The 21,779-nt window shown below is 73.8% G+C and carries 16 protein-coding genes and 2 pseudogenes; 7 read left to right on the top strand and 11 right to left on the bottom strand.

The window, feature by feature from the left end; all coding sequences use genetic code 11:
- Positions 1-4 precede the first annotated feature (4 nt).
- A pseudogene (locus EKH77_RS28475) lies at positions 5-954 on the bottom strand (MerR family transcriptional regulator).
- A 100-nt stretch (positions 955-1,054) separates the two neighbouring features.
- Here EKH77_RS28475 and EKH77_RS28470 point away from each other — a divergent pair.
- Complete coding sequence (locus EKH77_RS28470) at positions 1,055-2,548, top strand: alpha/beta hydrolase (protein ID WP_126917123.1); 1,494 nt, start codon at positions 1,055-1,057, stop codon at positions 2,546-2,548.
- A gap of 74 nt (positions 2,549-2,622) precedes the next feature.
- Here the strand turns inward: EKH77_RS28470 and EKH77_RS28465 are convergent, their stop codons facing one another.
- The 5 genes from EKH77_RS28465 to EKH77_RS28445 all read right to left on the bottom strand — a co-directional run bounded on the left by EKH77_RS28465 (position 2,623) and on the right by EKH77_RS28445 (position 11,055).
- Complete coding sequence (locus EKH77_RS28465) at positions 2,623-3,318, bottom strand: hypothetical protein (RefSeq protein WP_126917122.1); 696 nt, start codon at positions 3,316-3,318, stop codon at positions 2,623-2,625.
- A gap of 35 nt (positions 3,319-3,353) precedes the next feature.
- Entirely contained in the window at positions 3,354-5,939 is a 2,586-nt protein-coding gene (locus EKH77_RS28460) for a glycosyltransferase (RefSeq protein ID WP_126917121.1), read from the bottom strand.
- Between the two features lie 2 nt (positions 5,940-5,941).
- The gene (locus tag EKH77_RS28455) at positions 5,942-8,926 is read right to left on the bottom strand and encodes a glycosyltransferase (protein WP_126917120.1); all 2,985 of its coding nucleotides are present in this window, start codon (positions 8,924-8,926) and stop codon (positions 5,942-5,944) included.
- Positions 8,923-9,783, bottom strand: coding sequence for a glycosyltransferase (locus EKH77_RS28450; RefSeq protein WP_126917119.1), 861 nt, complete (start codon positions 9,781-9,783; stop codon positions 8,923-8,925). Before EKH77_RS28450 ends, EKH77_RS28455 begins: the two co-directional genes overlap by 4 nt.
- 141 nt (positions 9,784-9,924) lie before the next feature.
- A complete protein-coding gene (locus EKH77_RS28445; protein WP_126917118.1) occupies positions 9,925-11,055 on the bottom strand; it encodes a hypothetical protein in 1,131 nt (376 codons plus the stop codon).
- A 429-nt stretch (positions 11,056-11,484) separates the two neighbouring features.
- Here EKH77_RS28445 and EKH77_RS28440 point away from each other — a divergent pair, with 429 nt between their 5' ends.
- Positions 11,485-11,847 carry a hypothetical protein gene (locus EKH77_RS28440; RefSeq protein WP_126917117.1) on the top strand — a complete coding sequence of 121 codons (363 nt, stop codon included), beginning with the start codon at positions 11,485-11,487 and terminating at the stop codon, positions 11,845-11,847.
- 260 nt (positions 11,848-12,107) lie between these two features.
- On the opposite strand, the gene EKH77_RS28435 is transcribed toward EKH77_RS28440, so the two are convergent.
- Positions 12,108-12,761 (bottom strand): class I SAM-dependent methyltransferase, encoded by a 654-nt coding sequence (locus EKH77_RS28435; protein ID WP_126917116.1) that lies wholly within the window; start codon positions 12,759-12,761, stop codon positions 12,108-12,110.
- A 130-nt stretch (positions 12,762-12,891) separates the two neighbouring features.
- Positions 12,892-13,344: a DUF4442 domain-containing protein gene (locus EKH77_RS28430; RefSeq protein WP_126917115.1), complete on the bottom strand. Its 453-nt coding sequence runs from the start codon at positions 13,342-13,344 to the stop codon at positions 12,892-12,894.
- Between the two features lie 82 nt (positions 13,345-13,426).
- Here EKH77_RS28430 and EKH77_RS28425 point away from each other — a divergent pair, with 82 nt between their 5' ends.
- The gene (locus EKH77_RS28425; RefSeq protein ID WP_126917114.1) at positions 13,427-14,509 is read left to right on the top strand and encodes a hypothetical protein; all 1,083 of its coding nucleotides are present in this window, start codon (positions 13,427-13,429) and stop codon (positions 14,507-14,509) included.
- Positions 14,510-14,560: 51 nt separating this feature from the next.
- Here the strand turns inward: EKH77_RS28425 and EKH77_RS28420 are convergent, their stop codons facing one another.
- Together EKH77_RS28420 and EKH77_RS28415 are read right to left on the bottom strand one after the other, a co-directional pair.
- A complete protein-coding gene (locus EKH77_RS28420; protein WP_126917113.1) occupies positions 14,561-15,406 on the bottom strand; it encodes a spermidine synthase in 846 nt (281 codons plus the stop codon).
- A 91-nt stretch (positions 15,407-15,497) separates the two neighbouring features.
- A complete protein-coding gene (locus tag EKH77_RS28415) occupies positions 15,498-16,631 on the bottom strand; it encodes a GTP-binding protein (protein WP_126917112.1) in 1,134 nt (377 codons plus the stop codon).
- Between the two features lie 298 nt (positions 16,632-16,929).
- Here EKH77_RS28415 and EKH77_RS28410 point away from each other — a divergent pair, with 298 nt between their 5' ends.
- The 4 genes and pseudogenes from EKH77_RS28410 to EKH77_RS28395 all read left to right on the top strand — a co-directional run bounded on the left by EKH77_RS28410 (position 16,930) and on the right by EKH77_RS28395 (position 20,472).
- Positions 16,930-17,664: a TVP38/TMEM64 family protein gene (locus EKH77_RS28410; protein WP_126917111.1), complete on the top strand. Its 735-nt coding sequence runs from the start codon at positions 16,930-16,932 to the stop codon at positions 17,662-17,664.
- Positions 17,665-17,800: 136 nt separating this feature from the next.
- Positions 17,801-18,071, top strand: a pseudogene (locus tag EKH77_RS28405) (undecaprenyl-diphosphate phosphatase); the annotation flags it as partial.
- A 212-nt stretch (positions 18,072-18,283) separates the two neighbouring features.
- Positions 18,284-18,901, top strand: coding sequence for a TetR/AcrR family transcriptional regulator (locus EKH77_RS28400; protein ID WP_126917110.1), 618 nt, complete (start codon positions 18,284-18,286; stop codon positions 18,899-18,901).
- 188 nt (positions 18,902-19,089) lie between these two features.
- Positions 19,090-20,472 (top strand): FAD-dependent oxidoreductase, encoded by a 1,383-nt coding sequence (locus tag EKH77_RS28395; protein WP_126917109.1) that lies wholly within the window; start codon positions 19,090-19,092, stop codon positions 20,470-20,472.
- Here the strand turns inward: EKH77_RS28395 and EKH77_RS28390 are convergent.
- Positions 20,387-21,634: a PP2C family protein-serine/threonine phosphatase gene (locus EKH77_RS28390; RefSeq protein WP_126917108.1), complete on the bottom strand. Its 1,248-nt coding sequence runs from the start codon at positions 21,632-21,634 to the stop codon at positions 20,387-20,389. The genes EKH77_RS28395 and EKH77_RS28390 overlap by 86 nt on opposite strands.
- Between the last annotated feature and the right edge of the window lie 145 nt (positions 21,635-21,779).

The raw sequence follows: 21,779 nt of genomic DNA, 5'->3' as shown, positions 1-21,779 counted from the left end.
CGGCTCAGGCGGCCTCCCGGGCCGTGTCGGCGTCCAGGGCGGCGCTGAGCCAGGCGTGGGCGGAGCCCGCGGTGGGCTCGGGCGGGCCGGAGGGCGGGCTGATCAGCTCGGCGACGAGCCCCCAGTAGTGGTCGATCCGCAGATCCGCGGCGAGCTGGCCGCCGAGCAACCGGCGGAAGGCCGGGCTGTCGGCCGTGCCACGGGCGTGGGCGTAGGCGGAGACGAAGCAGTCGAGCGCCTCACCGGGCCGGGCGGGGCTCCCCGCCCGCAGCTCGGCCGAGGCCAGCGCGTACGCCTCGATCAGGCCGTCGTAGAGCACGGCGGGGCGGTAGCCCTCCTCGGGCCGGTGGACGGCGGGCCGGTTGTCCCCTCCGTCGCAGTCGCCGGAGACGAAGGCGTGGAGCCGGGCGAAGGCCAGCACCTGGGCCGGCGTCGGGTCCTCGGGGGCTGGGGCACGGCCTGGTCGATGATCGCGGAGGCGAGCCGGGCCGGGAGCCTCGGGGGAATCCAGGCCCGCCAGAAGCGCACGAGCGAGGTCGTGCTGGGCGGGGCGGAGACGGAGCCGATCAGCAGCAGCCGGTCGGCGCGCTCCTCGGCCGGGCAGTCCCGGAGCAGCTGGAGGGCGGCCTCGCGCCAGCGCAGGGCGGCCATCCGCGAGCCGATCTCCCGCAGCCGCTCGGCGATGACGTCCTCCAGGGCACCGTCCAGAGGGTTGTCGGCGGCGTCCTCCCGGCCGAGGACCCGGCCCACGTCCGGGACCGGCAGGTCCAGGGTGCGCAGCGAGCGGATCAGCCGGAGCCGGTCGAGGGCCTCGGGGCCGTACCGGCGGTGGCCGCCGGTGCTGCGCCCGGCCTCGGGCAGCAGACCGCGGTCGGAGTAGAAGCGGACGGTCTTGACGGTGGTGCCCGCGCGTTCGGCGAGCTCTCCGATGCTCCATGTGTCGTCGGCGAACACGCCCTTGAACCTCCCCCAGGTGGAGTTCCTACCGTACCGGCGAGCGCGGGCGGCCTGATGATCGGCCGGCCTGTGGACGATCGTTGACGAGGAGACGCGCATGACGGCATTCGTCCTGGTATCCGAGGCCTTCACCGGCGGCTGGATCTGGCAGGAGGTGATCGCGGGGCTGAGGTCGGCGGGGGCGGAGGCGCACCCGGTGACGCTCACGGGGCTGGGCGACCGGGCCCTTCCGGCGGGGCGGGGGATCGACCTGGAGACGCACGTCGAGGACGTGGTGCGGGCGATCGACGCCGTGGACGCGCCGGAGGTGGTGCTGGTCGGCCACGGCTACGGGATCCATCCGGTGCTCGGCGCCGCCGGCCGCCGCGCGGGGCGCGTGGCCCGGATCGTCTATCTGGACTCCGGTCTGCCGCAGGACGGTGACGCGCCGCTCAAGGTGGTACCAGACCCGACCGTCCACGAGCTGCTGGCGGGGCGGGAGGGGGCCGACGAGCTGGTTCCCGCCCCGGCGCTCGATGAGTGGCAGCGCTGGGGAAGCCTCGACGGCGTCCCGCAGGAGGCGCTGGAGCGGCTGAGCCGGCTGGCCGCGCCGCAGCCGGCGGGCACGTTCACCCAGCCGCTGCGGCTGGCGGAGGAGGTCCAGGGCCTGCCGACGACCGGTGTGCTGTGCACCGCCAACGGTTCGAGCATCGAGATGGTCGAGGCGTTCGTGCGGCTCGGCGACCCCCGGCTGCGGGCGCTCGTCGATCCCCGGGTGAGCTTCTTCGAGCTGCCCACCGGGCACTGGCCGATGCTCTCGTGCCCCGCCGAGCTCGCCGAGGTGCTCGTACGAGCCGCCGCGGGCGAGGGGCACCGGCTGTCGCTGGACGAGCAGCCGCAGGAGGCGACGTTCCTGCTGGACGTGCCGGAGCGGCCCCGCGAGCGGGTGGGACGGGTCGATCTCCACCTTCCGGACGCCGACGGGCCCCGTCCGGCGGTGGTGTTCGTCCACGGCGGGCCGTTCCCCGCCGGCCTGCGGCCGACGCCCCGGGACTCGGCCACCTTCACCGGGTACGGCCGGTACGCGGCGAGCCTGGGCCTCGTCGGCGTGACGGTGGACCACCGGCTGCACGACCTGGCCGATTTCGGGCGCGCGGCCGAGGACGTCGCGGCGGCGGTCGAGCTCGTCCGGGCCGATCCGCGCGTCGACGGGGAGCGCGTGGCGCTCTGGTTCTTCTCCGGCGGCGGGCTGCTGTCGGCGGACTGGCTGTCGGCTCCGCCGTCGTGGCTGCGCTGTGTGGCCGCGACGTATCCCGTCCTCGCGCCGATGCCGAACTGGCCGGGAACCGTGCCGGACCGCTTCCGCCCCGCCAAGGCGATCCAGCGGGCGGGGCGGCTGCCGTTCGTGCTCACGCGGGTGGAACTGGAGCGGCCGGAGATCGCGGCGACGGTCGTCGGGTTCCTGACCGCCGCCGAGAAGTGCGCGGCCGCCGTCGAGATCGTCGACGTGCCGCTCGCCCACCACGGGTTCGAGACGCTCGACCACACCGAGGAGACGCGGGGGGCGGTGGAGCGGGCGATGGGGGCGGTGCTGGGGCACTTGGGGGGCTGATCCGACGGGGCGGGAAAAGGGAAGGGCCCCTCCGCCGCTGGGGGCGGCGGAGGGGCCTATGAGGGCGGGTGCGGTTACACCTGGGGGGCGGCGAGGCCCATGGCGATGAAGTGGAACGGCAGGCGGCCCCACGTCCCACTCGTGCTCGCCGTGTAGATCACGGCCGTGGTCGTGGAGACGCTCGCGACCGTGACGATCGCCGTCGCGCTGCCCTGTGCCGCGGTGGCCACGACAACGGGCGGAGAAGTGAAGGGGCGGGTGAACGTGATCGTGAAGGTCGAGGTCCCTCCCCAGACCGCGGTGAACCCGGAGCCCGAGATGATGTTCGCGTTGGCCCCGATGGTTCCGTACACCCGCCGCTCCACCGGCTGCGGCGCGCTCACGCGGAAGCTCAGCTTCGCCGAGGTGGCGCCGATGGTGAGGCCGTCCGTGACGGTACGGTCGCCGGGGGCAGCGGTGGGCGCCGCCAGAACGTTGACGGAGTAGAAGCCCTCCGGCTTGTTACCGATCCCCTCGGCCTTGAAGCGCACGAGACGCCCGTCGGGGTCACGGCTCTCGATCGGCAGCGGCCGGTTGACACCGGAGTCCAGGTTGATGAAGCGGATCTCGCCGGTCGGGGGGAAGACCAGGCCCTCGGGGAGCTTCACCTGGATGATCTCGCCGGGGCCGACGGGGTTGCCGTCGACGTACACCTCGATCGTGAACGAGGCGTTGGCCCCCGGCTGGAGGATCAGCGGAGTCGGGTTGCCCTGGGTGATGTGGAACGCCATGTCTCTTCCTCTGTTTCCTTCTTCTTGTTGTGTGGTCACCCGTCGGCGACGGGTGCCTCGTGCGGGAGCCGGTCGCCCGGGGTGACCCGGTGGTAGGCCGCGAGCTGCGCGGCGGCGATCCGGTCCCAGTCCAGGTGGGCCACCCTCGGCGGCCCGTTGGCCCCCAGCTCCGCGCAGCGGGCCGGGTCGGCGGTAAGGGCGACGAGGGCGGCCGCGTACGCGTCGAGGTCGCCGGGCGGGACGCGTACTCCCACGTCGTCGGTGACCAGGTCGCACAGGCGAGGGATGTCGAAGGCCAGTACGGGGGTGCCGGTGGCCAGGGCCTCGGCCGCCACCATGCCGAAGGTCTCCTGGCGGCTGGGGACGCAGGCCAGGCGGGCCGAGGCCAGGAGGTCGAAGCGGGCGGGGCCGTCGACGCGACCCAGCCAGCGGACGCGGTCGGCGATGCCCAGCTCGGCTGCCAGGGCGCGGGCGTCGGCGGCGTGCGGGCCGTCACCGGCGATGTGGAGGTCGGCGGTGGTGTGCGGGGCGGCGAGGGCGTAGGCGCGCAGCAGCAGGTCCAGGCCCTTCGACGTCGTTTCGAGGCGGCCGAGGTAGAGCACGTGGTCGCCCCGCCGGCCTGCGGGCGGGATGAACGCGGCCCGGTCGACCCCGTTCGGGATCACTTCCACGCGCGCATCCGGGTTGCGCCGGCGCAGCTCCTCCCCCAGGTGGTTACTGACCGCGAGCAACGTGCTGTGGGAAGCGAGCCCGCGTCGCTCCACGGCGCCGAACGGCAGGTGGAACTCCCGGGCCTTGTCGGCCGCGAACAGCCACTGCACGAGCCCGACGACGGGCCTGCGGGTCAGGTACGGGACGCAGACGGACGAGAACGGGGCGGCGAAGTCCTCCACCACGACGTCCGGGTCGTGACGGCGCGTCAGCGCGCCCAGCCGAGTGACGACGACGGCGAAGTAGGCGATCTGTGCGGCGAAGCGGCTGCGGGCGAGCGGTCCCGGACGCGCGGGCAGCGGTACGTAGCGGACGCCGTCGCGGACGGTCTCGGTGGCGCCGGGCCACGGAGCGACGACGACGGTCACCTCGACTCCGCGCGCGGCCAGCCGCCGGTTGACCTCGTGCGTCCGGACCGAGCCACCGCCCGCGCCGGGCCGCCGGGGATCCTCGAAGCCCAGGTGGAGGACGCGGAACGGGCCGGGGCGGCGGGGCCGAGTGCGTAAGGCCGCCGCCGCTCCGGCCAGGACGGCGAGCGCCGCGAGGGACCACAGCACGGGGTACGGCCGCAGCGCGAACAGCGCGCAGCAGGCCACGGCACCCGCGCCGAGCGGTGCGGCGGCCTCCGCCGCCGGGCCGAGTCCGGGGACCCGGCGCCGCGCCCGTACGACCGTCACCAGCGCGACGGCGCAGGTCACGGTGGCCGAGCACCAGGCCAGGGCCAGGGGGTGGGCGGCGGTGAGCGCGTAGCCGGCGCCTCCGGCCAGGCAGCCGAGCCCCAGCGTCACGACGGCCGGCCGGGCCGGTCCCCAGGTCTGGAACACGACGCTCGCCAGGGCGGTCGTGGCGCCCGCGAACCCGGCCAGGGCCAGCGGCGGCAGCAGCGCGGCCGACGCGGCGTAGTGGCCGGGCAGGACGAGGCCGGTCACGGCGTCGGGGCAGGTGGCGATGGTGACGGTGACGGCCGCGCCGGTGATCCAGTGCGTCCTCAGGGCGTCACGGAAGCGATCGCGTGCCGCCGGGGACGGGCCCGCCGCGAGCCGGGGGAAGACGACGGTGGCCAGGGCCGTCGACAGGAAGAGCGGTACCCGGGCGAGGACGAGCAGGGCCTGATAGGGCGCCAGCCCGGCCGAGCCGCCCCGCACCGCCGTGGCGACGACCACGTCCAGCGTGAACAGCACACAGGTGAGGACCTGGATGCCGCCGATGACGGTGGCGTGCCGCCACAACCGGTGGTCGGCGCGGTCGTCGCCGCGCACCGGTTCGTCCGCGTCGATCGCCGCGGGCCTCCCCGCGTCCCCCCGCAGGGCGACGAACCCGGCCGCCGCGGTGACCGCCGCGCCGGCGGCGAAGGCGCCGACGGCCCCGGCGCTCCCCCACCCGGCCGCGACGGCCCCGATGGTGACGGCGATGCGGACGGCCACCTCGGCGAGGCGCAGCGCGGCCAGCCCGGCGAAGCGCTCCTGCCCCTGGAGGTACCCCGCTCCCACGGAGTTGAGCCAGAGCGTCACGCATGCCGCCGCCAGACCGGCGAGCGGGCCGGGACCGGCGTACGAGGCGACGGCCCCGCACGCCGCGACGGCGGTCAGGACGGACAGGCCGAGCGCCAGCCACAGGCACGTGCGCACCGACGACCGCCGTCGTGCGCTGCCCGGGGCGCTGTCGGCGACCTCGCGGGCCAGCACCCAGGGCACGGTGGCGCCGGCGAGGGTGCCCACGCTGAGCAGGACCGAGGAGACGGCTGCGTAGACGGTGAAGTCGGGTGCGGGCAGGCGGTGGACGAGGAACAGGGAGAGCCCGTAGTTGCCCATGCCGACCAGCACGGCGGAGAGGGCGAGGGGCAGGGCTCCCTGGGCCGTCCTCGTCACCGGAGACTCGGTGGTCGCGGCGGGAGCGGCGGTCGTCACCATCGTCACCCCGCCTTTCCGGAGCCGGCGACCAGGGCCCGTACGTCGTACACGCGCAGCGCGCCGACGGTCCTGCCGCGCTCGCTGTGGACGAGCCGGGCCTCGCGCTCGAGCACTCGTGGCAGCGCGGAACCGATCCGCGCGTAGCCCTGCTTCACCAGTTCGGTGGAGAGCACGAGGTAGTCGACGCGGTCGCGCCTGAGATCGGCCGTGGTCCGCCAGTCGGCGAGCCGGGCGCCGGGCAGGACGAAGGACGTGCCCTCGTCGGTGGCCGCGACGACGCTGCCCTCGGACAGGTGGGCGCGCGACCAGGCCAGGGTCCGTCGGAGGGCGTCGTCGTGGCCGGTGTGGACGCGCATCCAGACGACGGCGTTCGCGGTCAGGGCGAGAGCGGCGAGGACAGCGACCGTTCTAATCGCCATGCCCCTCGGCCGGAGGAGCAGGTCGGCCGCGAGCGCGAGGGCGGCGGTGCTGGTGACGACCAGCGGGTAGAACATCTGCTCCTCAAGGGTGCCCACCGCCATCGCGTACATCAGGTGCAGCAGGGTGCACGCGGCCCATGCCGTGATCAGGGTCCGCGCGGGCCGGTCGGCGAAGAGCCCGGGGCGCCGGGCGCGGCACCACAGCAACCAGGCGGTCGCGGCGGTGCCGAGGGCGATCAGCGCGTAGGGGACGGCGAACTGGCCGAGCTGGACGAACAGCCGGTCGGTGAAGGTGACCGAGCCGTCGTCGCTGTTGAAGCCGCTGATCTGCTTGAGGCCCAGCGCGCGGGCGATCCCGTCGGTCTTCTGCGCCCACCAGGGCGCCCAGTTGCCGGTGGCGGCGGTCGTCACGACGTAGACCGCGTATCCGGCGGCGGTGACGGCGGCCGCCGTCAGCCGCATCCGCCGCGTTTCGCCGCGCGCGGCGATCCCCAGGGCGGTGACCGGCACGAACGTGCCCAGCGCGTAGGGCTCCTTGGTGGTCACCGCGAGGGCGAACAGCAGCCCCGCGCCCACGCCGGTGGCGGCCCGGCCGCGTGGGGTCGCCGGGGTGCGGGCGAGCACCAGCATGCCGAGCGCGGCGGCGGCCGTCGCCTGGGTCTCCAGCATGACGCGGCTGTCGAAGCGGTTCAGGAACGGGTCCAGGGCGAGGAACAGCCCGGCGAGCAGCGCCGTCGGGGTCCGGACCGCGCGACGCAGCAGCGCGGTGACGGCGACGACGGTCAGCGCGCCCGTGGCGGCCACGACGGGCCGCAGGTCCAGGACCTGGTGGAGCAGGTCGCCGGAGGCCCGGCCGGTGACGCGTATGAACGCGGCGAGAAGGGCGAAGAGGGCGGGCGGGTGGAGGGCGAAGAACTGCCCGTCGAAGACGGGTCCTTGGCCGTCGGCGAGGTGGCGGCTGATGGCGGTGTAGTAGAGCTCGTCGACGTGCACGTCGTAGGAGCGGCTGATGAAGGACAGGCGCAGGGCGAGTGCGAGGGCGAGGAGGGCACCGAGGCATACGGCCCAGGTTGTGGTGGCGCGGCGGCGGCCCGGTTCATGCCGCCGCGCCCGGGCAGGGGGGTGGGCCTGCCAGCCGAGGATGTCGTAGTGGCGGGCGAGGCGGATGGACACGCGTGCGTCACCGGTGTCGACGCCTATCCGGGCCAGGACGGCCTCGGCGTCCCGTTCGTCGGCGCCGAGCAGGAGCAGCCCGGGGCGGGGTCCGGTGAGGTCGATGAGGTCGGTGGTGCGGAGGGCGGCGAGCTCGGCGCGTTCGAGAAGCTCGGCCGGGGCACGGACGATGGTGCACGCGTCGGTCACGGTGCGTCGCTCGGCGCCCTTCCCCCGGCCGGTCCGGCACAGTCGGCCGTCCTCGGCGGTGAGGGCGGCGAGGAGGTGGGCGGCGGTGGCCGTCCAGCTGAACCTGCCCGCCCACTGGCGGCACTCGGCCTCCCAGCGGGCCGCGTCCTGCGGCGCCTCGACGGTGCGCAGGGCCTTGGCGAGGCCGGAGGCGAGGTCGTCGTCGGGGCCCAGGAGCCAGCCGGTGACGTCGGGCCGGATGGTGTCGCGCAGTCCGGGGACGTCGTAGGCGAGTGCCGGCACCCCGGCCGCCGCGGCCTCCATCACCGACAGCCCCCAGCCCTCGGCGAGGGAGGTGGTGGCGGTGATCCACGCTGAGTCGACGAGGGCGTCGCGCTCCTCCTGTGACACGCGGCCGTGGAGGACGACGCAGTGGCCGACGCCGAGTTCGTCCACGAGCGCGGTGAGGGTGTCGCGGGCCTCGCCGTCGCCGACGATGTGCAGTTCGGCGCCGGGCAGTTCGCGGCGGAGGGCGGGCATGGCGTGGACGAGCCGGTCGACGCGCTTCTGCGTGACGAGCCTGCCGACGCAGACGACGCGCGGCGTGGGCGCGCGGTGGCGCGGCCCGGCGGAGGGCGGGGGCGTGTCGAGGCCGGCGGGCGCGAAGTGGACCGGTCCGCGCACCGCGAGCCGTCGGCGGATCTCGGCGCGGGTGGAGGGGGAGACGGCGCACACCGCGCGCCGCCCGTACACCAGCCCGCTCCCCCGCCCCTCCAGCCAGCGACCGAAACCGGCGACGGGCCGGGGGAACCACAGGGCGAACTGGCCCTGGTGGACGTGGTGGATGAGCAGCACGACGGGGGTGCGGCGGCGCACGACGAGCGGGGTGAAGAAGGGGATGCCGTTCTGCGAGTCGATGACGGCGTCCACCGAGCGGCGGTGGCGCAGCAGCCACAGCAGGACGAAGAGGTAGACGGTGAACCGGCCGCCACCACGAACCGCTGTGCCGAAGCGGGTGTCCTCGCGGCGCGCCGTGCCCTGGGGGCGGGAGGTCAGGTAGGTGACGCGGACGCCCGCGTCATGGAGCTGCCGGGCGACTTCCTCGCAGTACAACTCGGCACCGCCCGCCTGGGGGTGGCGACCGTCACGCCAGTTGCACACGACGACGTGGCGGTCGCGCCAGTCCTGAGTGGCGGGGAGGGCGGCTCGTAAGTCCGTCGGGTTCATCCCGCCCCCTCGGTCGCGGGGGTGGCGGGGGCGTGGTGGACGACGCGGGGCGGGAGGCGGTGCATGGTCCGGTGCAGCCGCCACAGTTCGCCGGCCACGCGGCGGCCATCGGCGAACGGCCGGAAGCTGGAACCCTCTTGGTCGCTCCAGACGACCGGGAACTCGGCCAGGCTCAGCCCGAGGGCGCGGGCCCGGGCGATCACTTCGAGGTCGAAGGCGAAGCCGGTGGTGGTGACGTCGGCGAAGATCCGCCGCGCGGCGCCGGCCTCGAAGAACTTGAACCCGCACTGGGTGTCCTTGACCGGCCCGGAGAACCGCCGCGTCGCCAGCCGGAACCCGGCCCCGCCGAGCCGCCGCAGCGCGGGTTGCCGGACGGGAACGCTCGCCCCGGTGCAGCGGCGGGAGCCGATGACGACCTGCCGGCCGTCCCGCAGCAGGGCGACCGCGTCGTCGATCGCGGTGGCGGGGGTGGCGAGGTCGGCGTCGCAGAAGCCGACCCAGCGTGCCGTGGTGGTGACCATTCCCCTGGCCACCGCCGCGCCTTTGCCACGACGGGAGCACCCGGTGACGGTGATGGGGATGCCGGAGGCGGCGAGCCGGTCCACGCACTCGGCCGTGCGGTCGCTGCTGCCGTTGTCGACGACGCGCAGCGAGGCGTTCAGGGGCATGACGCGCAGATGGTCGGCGAGGGCGAGCACGGTGGGGGCCAGGCGCCGCTCCTCGTTGTAGGCCGGGATGACCAGTTCGAGATCGTGGGCGGTGCCGGCCGGCGTGGGGCCGGTCCCGGGTGACACGGGTAAGGGGACGCGGGCGTCGTCCTCGCCCGGCGGGGTCGCTGCTGCATGGGGCGTACTCATGGCTGGGGGCGTCTCCTTGTGCGATGGCGTGCGGGCGCGCGGGAGCCGGTGGCCCGCCCTTGTGGGGGGCGGACTCACGGGCGGAGCTCGCGTACGTCGTGGGGCTCGCGTACGGGCGGGGCCACCGGCTCCGTCGGGCGGTTACCGGGTGGTGGCGCTGAGCCGTACGTGGGCGAGCAGCATTCCGGAGCTGCCGTCGGGGTTGGCGTCGAGCTCCGCGTCGAAGCCGGACCGCCCGGGGTTGGCGAACCGCACGGTCACCGCGGTGACGCCCTGGGGCACCCGGAAGGGCAGCCGGCGCTCGCGCCAGCCGGGGTCGTTGAGCTTCTTGTCGGGGTCGTGGGAGGCCGTGGTGCCCTTGCCGGTGTAGTACTGGACGTAGTCGTCCCAGGCCAGGACGGTCTTGGCGCCGCCCGGCTTTCCCGAGCGCACCTCGGCCCTCAGGTAGGTGGGCCGGCGGTAGGGCTCCTCGGGGTTGGGCAGGACGTGGTAGCCGGTGTGGAACGCGAGCTCGTAGGAGGCGCCGGGGGTGACGTCGACGGTCTGCTCGATGAAGCTGCAGGTGTTGTCACCGTTGATGTCGACGACGTTCTCACCCTTGTCGAAGGGGGGCTCGGCGGCGGCCGGGAACTGGCCGTCGGCGTCACCGTTGATCAGGTCGACGAGCCGGCCGGGCTCGCCGGTCTTCGAGGCCGCCCAGACGCCCCGGCCCTTGTACTGGCCGACGGTCCACGCGTCGAGCTTCTGGGCCTCCCGCCCGTAGAGGACTCCCTCCAGGGGGCGCCAGTCGTTGCCGGGCCGGAAGCGGACGTCGGTGAAACCACCGTTCTTGAGCAGGTTCCCGGGCACGGGGCGGGGCCCGGGCGGCCCGACCTGGATGCGCAGCGGCGCGGTGGCGGTCCCGATCCCCAGCCGGCCCCACAGGAGGTCCTCCAGGGCGTCGGGCAGCACCTGGATGTTGACGGAGTAGTAGCCGTCGGCCTCGTCGGACTGGTCCCCGAGATGGATGGAGTGGTTGAACTGAAGCCGCCGGTTCGCCGAGTCGTAGGGGAAGCAGGCGAGTTCCTCCCGGGGCTTCTTCGGGGCGTGGTAATAGACCTTCCCATCCTTGGGGAACGTCGCCCCCACCGGGAACTCCACCCAGATCATTTCCTTGTTGCCGCTGATCGGCGCACTACCGGGCGTCAGCCGGAGGTCTATCGCGAAGAACTCCTGCTGCTCCCTGGCGAGACGCATCGGCACGGGTAACGCCTGAGCAATGACGAAGGGCATTCGATCCACCTCTCACTTGTCCGTTCGAGCCGGGGAAGACATTACCGGTGAGCCGATAAAGAAATGCAAAACGGAGCAGTCCACTTCGGTAAACGCCGCGGTATCGAGCCAGTGGACTGCCGTAGAGCCAGCATTGCCGATCTTGAGAATCCCTGCTCCGGTTACCGCTGCGGCCGACAGGGCGTCAAGACGGCGTTGACCAGGCATAAACACCTGTAAACGTCCTTGGATGGAAGCGGCTCAAAAATGACGCCAATAAAGTTGAATCCGCACCGGAATCAGAGGCTGACCGAAACCCGACGGCAGGTTCCTCATCGATTTGGCAGATGCGTTGCGAGCCGTGCTACCAATGACCCGGCAAGCCGCCCGACGCCGAATTCACCGGCGCGGCGGACGGCATCATTTCCGAGCCCCATCGGAGGAAAAGACATGGCACTGTCCTTCAAGTCCAAGGAATTCCAGCTCCGCCTCACCCCGAGCGGTCAGGACGCGACGGTGGAATACGACTTCGAATTCCCCGGCGAAATCCGGCAGGACGACGACGGCTACGTTGTCGATGCAGCGATCAAGTCGTTCAAGTTCGACAACTACTACGGGAGCGTCCCGGAGGACTGGGAGATCGGTGGCGAGTCCATCGTCCTCGAGGTGAAGAACCGGGCCCGCCGCAAGGCCACGATCCTCGTGCGCGCCAACATACGTCCGCAGGAAGCGGTCAAGATGAATCCGGCCTTCCAGTTCATTGCGACCGTCAACGTGCTGGCCATGGCAGACCTCAAGGGTTCCACCTCCTGACCGGCGCTGACGGAGCCTGACAATCGAACGGTCACCGCCTACCTCCCCCTGAGGCGGTGACCGGGGTCGCGAAGCAATGAAGGCCCCACCCGGGCAACCGGGTGGGGCCTTCGGAGTACGCGGCGCCGGGCGTCGCGTCGACGACGGTCAGCGGCCCGCTGGAGCCGAGGCCGAAGGCGACGGACATCGGGGGAGGGCCGAGCCCGGGCAGCAGCCCACGCCCGCAGGTCGCGGTCGCGGCGGCGCCGGAAACCGTCCGGTCAGGTGCGGGCGATCAGGGCGTACCGCTCGTCCGTCACCGGGCCGCCCCACAGGCCGGGTTCGTCGCTGAGGTCGTCGATGCGTATGTCGGCGGCGAGGGGGCGGACGACGGCCGCGAGTTCCTCGGCGGCGATTCCCCGGTGCCAGGGGAGGGTTTCGGCTCCCGCCACATAGGGCGTGCCGCTCTGGCCGGCCTCGCGCCAGCGCCCTTCGACCAGGAGGAGGGTGCCGCCGGGGCGAAGCCGCGCGGTCCACTGGCGCAGGGCGGCGTGCGGGTCGGGCAGGGTCCACAGCAGGTGCCGGCAGACCACCGCGTCGAACAGGTCGTCCCCGGTGGGCGGGGCCGCGGCGTCCCCGACCAGGAACCGGCCCTCGAGGCCGGCGGCGGCGAGCTTGTCCCGGGCCTGTCCGACCATGCGGGGCGAGAGGTCCACGCCGGTGACGCGGTGTCCGTCCTGGGCCAGCAGGTGGGAGAGGGAGCCGGTGCCGCAGCCCACGTCCAGCACACGAGCCGGGCCTGACGGCATCCATCGGCGCAGCAGGCGCGCCCACGCCTGACGGGTGGTCTCCTCGCGCAGGCCGTGGTCGGGTTCGTCGTCGAAGTCGGTGGCGGCGGCGTCCCAGTAGGCGGTGATGGCATCGGCGTCGGTCATGGCGTGAATCCTGTCAGCCACCACTGACAATGCCCGAGCCCGCACCGTGGCGGCGGTACGGCACGGGACGGACATCTCGGCGGCGGGAATCGTCACCGCCGCCGAAGCGATGCGAAAGCAAGCCCAGGTGCTACGCGTTGGGGCGCAGCGTCCACCAGATCGTCATCTCGCCCGTCTCCGCGCCGTCCTCGCGGGTGATCGAGACGCGCACCGGGAACTCCGGGCGCTGTCCGGCGTCGAGTTCGGCGATGACGTCGGCGGCCGGGCGGCCGAGTTCGGCGGTCGCGGTGACGGGGCCCATGGCGAGCTTCTTGTAGCCGATCTCGGCCTTGACGGCCAGCGGCACGGCGCGGGAGAGCTGGGCGCCGAAGGCGGCGAGGACGATCGCACCACTGGCGGACTCGGCGAGCGTGAACATCGCGCCGGCGTGGGGGCCGCCGACGTGGTTGTGGTAGTCGGGCTGGTCGGGCAGCCGGAGGACCGCGCGCTCGGCGGTGATCTCGTCGAAGACGAGGTTGAGGGTGCGGACCATGGGCACGGTGGCCGCGAGGGCGTCGCCGATCGAGGGCGTGGTCTGTGACATGCCGGTAAGTTACCAATCAGTAGCACGATCGGGAAGGGGTGACGGCCACAACCGTTACCCACGGCCTCTATGGTTGTCGGCCATGTGGCCAGGACAGCAGCAGCCCGGGGGCGGACAGAACCCCCAGGACCCGAACGCGAACGCGAACCCGACCGGGAGCCCGAACGCGAACCCGTACGCACAGCCGGGTCCGGGTCAGCCCCAGGGCAACCCGTATCAGCAGCAGCCGGGCTACCAGCAGCCCAACCCCTACGCGCAGCCCGCCGGGGCGCCGCCCGTACCGCCCGGCGCGCCCCAGTGGTCCCCGCCGGGGGCGCCCGGCGCGCCCCAGCCGCAGGGTGGGGGCGGCGGCCGGGACAAGCGCACCACGGTGATCGCGATCTCCGTCGCGGCGGCGGTGGTCGTCGCCGCGGGCGTCACCGGCTTCCTGGTCCTCAAGGACGACGGCGGCAAGGACGACCCGGCGCCCGCCGCGAAGGACGCCAAGCCCTCCGCGTCCGCCCAGGCCCCGTCGCCCGCCGCGAGCTCCCAGGCTCCGCTGGACAATCCGCGGGCGGGCGGCAGCGGCGTCAAGCCCGTCGTCGACGGCTGGAAGGTCGTCATCAACTCCAAGCGGCACCTCGCCTTCGACGTCCCCGCCGACTGGGACGTACCGCAGGACGGGGCGGCCGTGCGGATCGACGACGAGGCCGACACGTCGGGCATGAAGCTGGCCGAGGCCATGTCCTCGCCCGCCTACTTCCAGCGGGAACAGTGCTCGGTCAAGAACGACCGGGGCACCGACGACACCTACTCGTCCGGGGTCGCCGGCACCAAGGGCGCCCAGGGTGCCAAGAGCCTGGAGGAGGCCGCCCAGAACGAGGCGGCGGCCTGGGCGTGGGCGATGTTCGACCAGAAGAAGCAGGGCAAGTACGACATCGGCAAGGGCACGGCCTTCAAGAGCGACCACGGCATCAGCGGCGCCACCGCGACCACCACGGTGACCGGCGTGCCCCAGGCCAACAAGTGCTCCAGCGACGGCAAGGCCTTCACCGTGGCCTTCAAGGACACCAACGGCGACTTCGCCGTCTGGGTCTTCTCCGGGGTCAAGGGCGGTCAGCGCGAGGTCGCCGACGACACCATCAAGAAGGTCATGAGCACCCTCAGGCCGCTCGCCTCCTCCTGAGGCCGGTCCTCCTGAAGGGGGGCCGACGCCAGGCCCCCCTCAGCCGACCGCTCAGCCGACCGTGAACGCCCCGCCGGGCGGTTCCGGCGAGGCCACCGCGTCCGCGTCCCGGACCGGTACCGCGCCCCGGGCGAACCGCTCCAGGCCCGCCCCGTACTCGACCCGCGCCGGGAACGCGTCGGCGGCGGACCGGCGGGCGAGGTCGGCGAGCGGCGGCTCCCGGTGCGCGGCGACCAGCACGGCGTTGCCGAACCGGCGGCCGCGCAGCATCGGCGCCTCCGCGATCAGGCATAGGTGCTCGAAGACGGCCGCGAACGTGGCCACCTGGGCGCGCAGGAAGCCGAAGGGCGCGCCGTCCGCGAGGTTCGCCACGTAGTGGCCGTCCGGCCGCAGCACCCGCGCGACGCTCCGCGCGTACTCCAGGGACGTGAGGTGCGCGGGCACCCGGGAGCCGCCGAAGACATCGCCGATGATCATGTCGGCGGAACCGGCGGGGGCCTCCTCCAGCACGGCCCGGGCGTCCCCGGCGCACACCTCGATCCCCGATCCGTCGGACAGCGGCAGGTGTTCGGCGACCAGCTCGATCAGGCCACGGTCCGCCTCGACGACCCGCTGGGCCGAGCCGGGGCGGGTCGCGGCGGCGTAGCGGGGCAGGGTGAGGGCCCCGCCGCCGAGGTGGAGCAGCGTCAGCGGCCGGCCCGGTTCGGCGACGGTGTCGAGGACGTGGGCGATCCGGCGCGCGTACTCGAATTCGAGATAGGTCGGCTCGTCGAGGTCGACGTACGACTGGGGCGCGCCGTCCATGGTCAGCAGCCAGGCTCGCGCCCGGTCCACGTCGGGCATGAGTTTGGCGGTGCCCTGGTCGACCTCGCGGGTCACGGGTATCGGTTCGTCCACTCCCCCATTGTTCCCCCCTCGTGGCGGGGCGGCGTCCCCCCTGGCACCGGGAGCGCCACCCCGCCCCACGCGCCCACGCCCCGCCACGCGCTCACGCCGCTACGGCCGTCACCGTGCCGGTGCCGATGGTGCGGCCGCCCTCGCGGATCGCGAAGGGCAGCCCGGCCCTCACCGGGAGGGGACGGTCCAGGCCGACCGTCAGGGCCGCGCTGCCGCCCGGGCCGGCGCTGCCGCGCGGCCCGAGGCCGATCTCGCCGGTGACCTCGGCGGTCCGCAGATGGAAGCGGGCCCGGAAGCCGGTGCGGACCGGGGTGCGCCGGCCGCCCTCGGCCGGCGTCAGCAACCGCGCCCGCGCGGTGAAGCGCCGGTGCACGGTGGCGCTGCCCGGCGCGGCGACCACGTCCCCGCGCCGTATCTCGTCCCCCTGCAACCCGCGCAACAGCAGCGCCACACTGTCGCCCGCCTGGGCGACCTCCATGCCGCGGCCGAAGGTCTCCACGCCCAGGACATGGGTGAGGCCGTATCCCTCGGGCAGTTCGACGAGGTCACGCGGGCGGACGGTGCCGCGCTCGACGGTTCCGGTGACGACGGTCCCGCGCCGGGGAACGATCAGGACGCGCTCGACCGGCAGCAGGAAGGGCGCGTCCGTGTAGCGGACCGGCGTGGGAAGGCAGGTGTCGACGGCGTCCAGGAGGGCCTCGATCGAGGCGGTCCAGCGCGGCTCGCCCCGCAGCGCGCCCACCGCGGAGACCCGGACGACGGGGGTGTGGCCGCCGTCGCCGCCCCGCGCGGTGAGCAGCCGCCGGACGTCCGCCTCGACGGCGTCGGCGCGCTCCGGCCGGGCGGCCTCGGCCTTGGTGAGGGCGACGACGAAGTGCTCCACTCCTGCGCGGCGGGCGAGGAGCAGATGCTCGGCGGTCTGCGGCCGGACGCCCTCCAGCGCCGAGACGACGAGGATCGCGCCGTCGAGCCCGGCGGTGCCCGACAGCATGTTCCCGACGAAACGGGGGTTCCCGGGCAGGTCGGCGTGGGCGTAGTGGCGGGTGTCCGTCTCGTACGCGACGTACGTGGTGGTGACCGTGGGGCCGGGCGGGACGCGGCGCGCGGCGGTGCGGCCGAGGCGTGCGGTGATGGCACGGGTGAGTGTGGTCTTGCCGTGGTCGAGGTGGCCCATGGTGCCGATGTTGAGATGCGGCTTGGTGCGGGCATAGGCCTGCTGGGTCATGGCTCCTTCTCTCCGGGATCTGCGGACTCTCTCCGGGCTCGGATCCGTTCCGGACTCGTTCCGGACTTGTGGACGGGGCGCCGCCGCGGCACCGTCGCCCGTCACCCGGGCCCGACCGCACCGGCCCCCGAGCGCGATGCTCGCGCACCGCCCGGGGCCCGTCGAATGCTTTTCGCCCGGTCTTCACCGCAGGTCGGCGGGCCGGCCGGGCGAACGGAAAATGACCGTTCGTTTCTGCTTCTGTGCCGTCTCACCGAGATCACACCGTCCTTACGGCCACGTCGGTTACGCTCCTTCGATGCTCGATACCGCCGCGCCGTCCCCCGGCCCCGCCGAGCGCCGCGCCCGTGCGCTGCTGTCCCCGTGGGTCCGGCTGGGGCTGCTCGTCTCGCTGGTCGGCGGGGCCGTCGTGGCCGTGCTGCTCCTCCATCCGGAGCGCCTGCTCACGGGCGGCTGGCCGGACCGGCTGTCGGGCGGGGCGGCGGCGCTGGTGCTCTTCGCCGGCGCGTACGGGCTGTGCACGGCGGCGTTCGTCCCGCGCCCGGTGCTGAGCCTGGCGGCGGGTGCCCTCTTCGGGGCGCCGCTCGGCACGACGGCCGCCGTGGTGGGGACGGTGCTGGGCTCGGCGCTCTCCTTCGGGCTGGGCCGGCTGCTGGGGCAGGACGCCCTGCGGCCGCTGGTACGGGGGCGGTGGCTGACGGCCGCCGACCGGCAGCTGAGCCTCCACGGATTCCGTTCGATGATGGCGCTGCGGCTCTTCCCCGGGCTGCCCTTCGCCGGCGTGAACTACTGCGCCGCGGTCTCCCGGATGGGCTGGGCGCCCTTTCTGCTGGCCACCGCCCTGGGGAGCGCGCCCAACACCGCCGCCTACGTCATAGCGGGCAGCCGCGCGGCGTCCCCCACGTCCCCCGTCTTCCTCGGCGCGGCGGGCTTCCTGGCCGTCACGGGACTGGCGGCGGTCTTCGTGGCCTGGCGGCGGCGCGGGCGCCGGGGCGGGCGAACGCCTGGCGATGCCCAGCCGTCCGGCGAGTGAACACTCGGCGCGAACTCCCGCACCCCAGACACACGTTCGACCAAGCGTGACATTCTGCGGCCGTCCCACCGGATCGACCGGATCGAGGTGCCGCGTCGGCGCGGACCGTTCCGGTCCACGCCACGACCACCGCTTTGAGGCCGCCGTCCTCATCTACTTCCGCCGGGACATCGCGCGCATCGTCTCCGCGTGGTTCCGCTCGCTCACCGACCGCCGGGCGCACCGGGCCGGCCGTGATCACGGCGCGACGGGCGGCCGCCACCGGGCCGTACGCGTGCGCAAGGGGCTGGCGGAGCTCGACGTCAAGGACAGCCTGGTCTTCGGCTTCTGCCAGGCCATGGCCCTCGTCCCGGGCGTCTCCCGGTCGGGCGACGATCAGCGGCGGCCTACTGATCGGCTACACCCGCTGCTCTTCGCGCTCGTCGGCGCGGGCGTCCTCGCCCCGCACGCCGGGGAACTCTCCTCCTGACCGGCACCGGCGGTACGAAACCGCTGATGTCGGATCATCCCCCGCATGACCCGACATCAGCGGACACGCCGGAGCCCGTCCGCCGGGAGGGACAACCGGCCGCCCCCTGAGTATATTGGCTCGGAGCCAGTCAACGCAGGAGTTAAAGCAATGTCTCCGCGCAGCCCAGCGGTCAACGAGGAGTTGCGACGCCGCTCCATCGAGCGCCTGCTGCTGGCGACCGTCGAACTCGTCGACGAGCGGGGCTACGAGGCGACGACCCTCGCGGACATCGCGGACCGGGCGGGCACCGCGCGCGGGCTGGTCTCCTATTACTTCCCGGGCAAGCGGCAGCTGCTCCAGTCCGCCGTGCACCGGCTGATGCACCTGGAGCTCGCCGCCTGCCTGGAGCACGAGCCGCGCACGCGCGAGGGGCACGCCCTGCTGGCCCGCGCGATCGACGCGATCCTCGGGCTCGCCCGGGACCGGCCCCGGCTGATGCGCACCCATATGGCGGGCATCCTGACCGCCGAGGGCTTCATCCAGTGCCCCGAGCAGCAGCGCCTCGCCGCCCTGCTGCGCGACACCATGGCCCACTACGGCTCCGCCGATCCGGAGGCCGACTACCGCCTGCTGCGCGCCCTGCTGATGGGCGCGGTCGTGGCCATCCTGCTGCCGGGGGCGCCGATGCCCGCCGAGCGGCTGCGCGCGGAGCTGTTCCAGCGGTACGCGCTCGCCTGGGAACTCGGCTTCCCGCCCGGAGAACGGCCACCGGCCCCGGGGATCTGACGGCTCCGGACCAGGGACCCGACGGCTCTGGACCGGGGCCTGACGGGCCCGGACCGGGGATCCGACGGCCCCCGACCCGCGAACCGGCGCGCCCCGTCTTCAGGGACCCGCACCCGTGTGGCCCTTCTGCCCCTGCCGTGACACGGCCGTCGATGGGATCCTGGACGCACCCGCGGGAAGGAGCCCCTGTGCTTCGCGTCGCAGTCGTCGGATCGGGACCGAGCGGTGTCTACACGGCCCAGTCCCTCGTGGAACAGCGCACGGTGCCGGGAGTCAGGGTCGACGTGCTCGACCGGCTGCCCTGCCCGTACGGGCTGGTGCGCTACGGCGTCGCCCCGGACCACGAGAAGATCAAATCGCTTCAGAACAACCTCCGCACCGCCCTGGAGCTGCCCGGGGTGACGTTCCTCGGCAACGTCGCGGTGGGCGACGGCCCGGGCGAGGTGACGCCTCGTCGGCTGCTGGATCTTTACCACGCGGTCGTCTACTGCGTGGGCGCGGCCACCGACCGGCGGCTGGGCATCCCGGGCGAGGACCTGCCGGGCAGCTTCTCGGCGACCGAGTTCGTCTCCTGGTACAGCGCCCACCCCGACGCCGCGCCCGGCGGGTTCGCGCTCGAGGCGCGCTCCGCCGTCGTCATCGGCGTCGGCAACGTGGCCGTCGACGTGGCGCGGGTGCTGGCGCGCCGCGCGGACGACCTGCGGCCCACCGACGTGCCGGACGCGGCCCTGGCCGCGCTCGCCGCCAGCCGGGTGCGGGAGATCCACATGGTGGGCCGGCGGGGCCCGGCCCAGGCCCGGTTCACCACCAAGGAGCTGCGCGAACTGGGCACCCTGCCGGGCGCCTGGGCGCACGTACGGGCGGACGAGGCCGCACTGGACCCGGCGTGGGCCGACCCCTCCGCGCTGTCCGCGGCCGCCCGCCGCAATGTGGAGGTGCTGCGGGGGTGGGCCGGGCGGCCGGATACCGACGGGCTCCGGCGGATCCGGCTGCGGTTCTTCCTGCGGCCCGTCGCCCTGCTGGGCGACGAGGCCGTACGGGCGGTGCGCTTCGAGCGGACGGCGCCGGACGGGAACGGCGGCGTCGTGGGCACCGGGCGGTTCGAGGAAATCGAGGCACGGCTGGTCCTGCGCTCGGTGGGCTACCGCGGTGTGCCCATTCCCGGGCTGCCGTTCGACCCCGAGCGCGGCACCGTCCCCCACGACCAGGGGCGCGTGCTGCGGGACGGTGCGCCCTCGCCCGGCGAGTACGTCGCGGGCTGGATCAAACGCGGGCCGACCGGCGTCATCGGCACCAACCGCCCCTGCGCCAAGGAGACCGTGGGCTCCCTGCTCGCCGACGCCCGGGCCCTCCTGGCCCGCCGCCCGGCCGAGGATCCGCTCACCGCCCTGCGCGCGGCCGGCGGGGACCCGGTGGAGTGGCCGGGCTGGCTGGGCATCGAGGCGGCCGAGGCCACGCTGGGGCGCCGGCTGGGCCGGGGCACGGTCAAGATCCCTGACTGGGAGGGCCTCCTCGGCGCCGCGCGCTCGGTGGAGTCCGCGCGCCCGGTGGAGGGGACGGCGGTGAACTGACGTCCCGGCCGGTCGTCCCGGCCGGGTGGCGGGCGATGGCGACGAGGGCGACGTCGTCGCCCAGGGAGCCGCCCGCGTGGACGACCAGATCGCCGTGGAGGCGCTGGACGAGCCGCTGGGGGTCGGTTTCCCGCCATGCCCGGAGCCGGTCGGCGAGGGGGTAGAAGACGCCGTCGGCGTCACGGGTCTCGACGACCCCGTCGGTGTAGAGCAGCAGGAGGTCGCCGTCCCGGTAGGGGAAGGTCTCGGCCTCGTAGTCGTCCTCGGTGACGCTGCCGCCCACCCCGAGGGGGAGGGCGGGATCCCGCACGGTCAGTTCCGTCGGCTCCCCGTCGCGCAGCAGGATCGGTGGCGGGTGGCCACAGTTGATGATCCGGAGCACCTGCTCGTCGTCGGGGATGTCGAGGACCGCTGCCGTGACGAACCGTTCCCCGGCCGAGGTGTCGCCGGTGGGCCACCCGGGCTCCTCGGACCCCTCAGGCTCATCGGTCCCCTCGGACTCCGAGTAGACGGCGTTCTGGAGGTGCGCCACGAGCCGGGGCAGCGGCGGATCGCGGTGGGCGGCGGCGCGGTAGGCACCGAGCAGCAGGGCCGCGTCGCCCACCGCCATCAGCCCCTTGCCCCGTACGTCGCCGATCATCACGCGGGCGCCCCGGGGAGTGCGGACGGCCGCGTAGAGGTCGCCGCCGATCTGCGCCCCGGCCTCCGCCGCGACATACACCGACGCGATGCGCAACGGCCCCAGCCGTGCCGGCAGCGGCCTGAGCAGGACCTTCTGGGCGACGTCGGCCACCCAGCGGGCCTGGCTGAGCTCCATCCGGTGGCGCTCGTGCACGGAGCGGAAGGCCACGACGAACAGGGTGATCACCACCAGCGCGATGATCTGCGCCTGGTGGTTGGACGTCCACAGCCCGCCGTGGAAGAGGCCGATGACGATCTGGGCGGCCACGGCGAGGGCGCCGATGAGGGCGGTGAGCCGGGGACCGGCGAACACCGCGGTGATCGTCGGAGCCACGACCAGCAGGGGGCCGAGGTGGATGTTGGGCGCGGTCAGCAGGTCCACCGTCACGATCAGCCCGATCAGCCCCAGCGGCACCGCGATCAGCGCACGGCTGGGGCGCCACGACTCACCGGGATCCGGCAGACGGTGCTGAAGGCGCATGCTTCCTGCTTACATTCCCCGCGGTCCGGGCGCCTGTCCAACACGAGGTCCAACACGGGGAGGGCCTGTCGCCGTCAAGGCCCGTCCAGAAGTAAGTCATAAAGGATGACAAGCCGGTGGCGGGCCCCCGGGCACCACGACGGGT

Source organism: Streptomyces luteoverticillatus, from assembly GCF_003970715.1.
Classification (GTDB): domain Bacteria; phylum Actinomycetota; class Actinomycetes; order Streptomycetales; family Streptomycetaceae; genus Streptomyces; species Streptomyces abikoensis.
Note: the sequence above shows the minus strand (reverse complement) of the source record. Positions and strands in the feature narration are given on the sequence as shown.

What these genes read in the sequence shown, in the direction of transcription:
- EKH77_RS28435 (WP_126917116.1), bottom strand. Translation starts at nt 12,761, where the DNA reads ATGACCGACGCCGATGCCATCACCGCCTACTGGGACGCCGCCGCCACC.
- EKH77_RS28430 (WP_126917115.1), bottom strand. Translation starts at nt 13,344, where the DNA reads ATGTCACAGACCACGCCCTCGATCGGCGACGCCCTCGCGGCCACCGTG.
- EKH77_RS28470 (WP_126917123.1), top strand. Translation starts at nt 1,055, where the DNA reads ATGACGGCATTCGTCCTGGTATCCGAGGCCTTCACCGGCGGCTGGATC.
- EKH77_RS28410 (WP_126917111.1), top strand. Translation starts at nt 16,930, where the DNA reads ATGCTCGATACCGCCGCGCCGTCCCCCGGCCCCGCCGAGCGCCGCGCC.
- EKH77_RS28460 (WP_126917121.1), bottom strand. Translation starts at nt 5,939, where the DNA reads ATGGTGACGACCGCCGCTCCCGCCGCGACCACCGAGTCTCCGGTGACG.
- EKH77_RS28455 (WP_126917120.1), bottom strand. Translation starts at nt 8,926, where the DNA reads ATGAACCCGACGGACTTACGAGCCGCCCTCCCCGCCACTCAGGACTGG.
- EKH77_RS28400 (WP_126917110.1), top strand. Translation starts at nt 18,284, where the DNA reads ATGTCTCCGCGCAGCCCAGCGGTCAACGAGGAGTTGCGACGCCGCTCC.
- EKH77_RS28450 (WP_126917119.1), bottom strand. Translation starts at nt 9,783, where the DNA reads ATGAGTACGCCCCATGCAGCAGCGACCCCGCCGGGCGAGGACGACGCC.
- EKH77_RS28425 (WP_126917114.1), top strand. Translation starts at nt 13,427, where the DNA reads ATGTGGCCAGGACAGCAGCAGCCCGGGGGCGGACAGAACCCCCAGGAC.
- EKH77_RS28445 (WP_126917118.1), bottom strand. Translation starts at nt 11,055, where the DNA reads ATGCCCTTCGTCATTGCTCAGGCGTTACCCGTGCCGATGCGTCTCGCC.
- EKH77_RS28465 (WP_126917122.1), bottom strand. Translation starts at nt 3,318, where the DNA reads ATGGCGTTCCACATCACCCAGGGCAACCCGACTCCGCTGATCCTCCAG.
- EKH77_RS28415 (WP_126917112.1), bottom strand. Translation starts at nt 16,631, where the DNA reads ATGACCCAGCAGGCCTATGCCCGCACCAAGCCGCATCTCAACATCGGC.
- EKH77_RS28440 (WP_126917117.1), top strand. Translation starts at nt 11,485, where the DNA reads ATGGCACTGTCCTTCAAGTCCAAGGAATTCCAGCTCCGCCTCACCCCG.
- EKH77_RS28390 (WP_126917108.1), bottom strand. Translation starts at nt 21,634, where the DNA reads ATGCGCCTTCAGCACCGTCTGCCGGATCCCGGTGAGTCGTGGCGCCCC.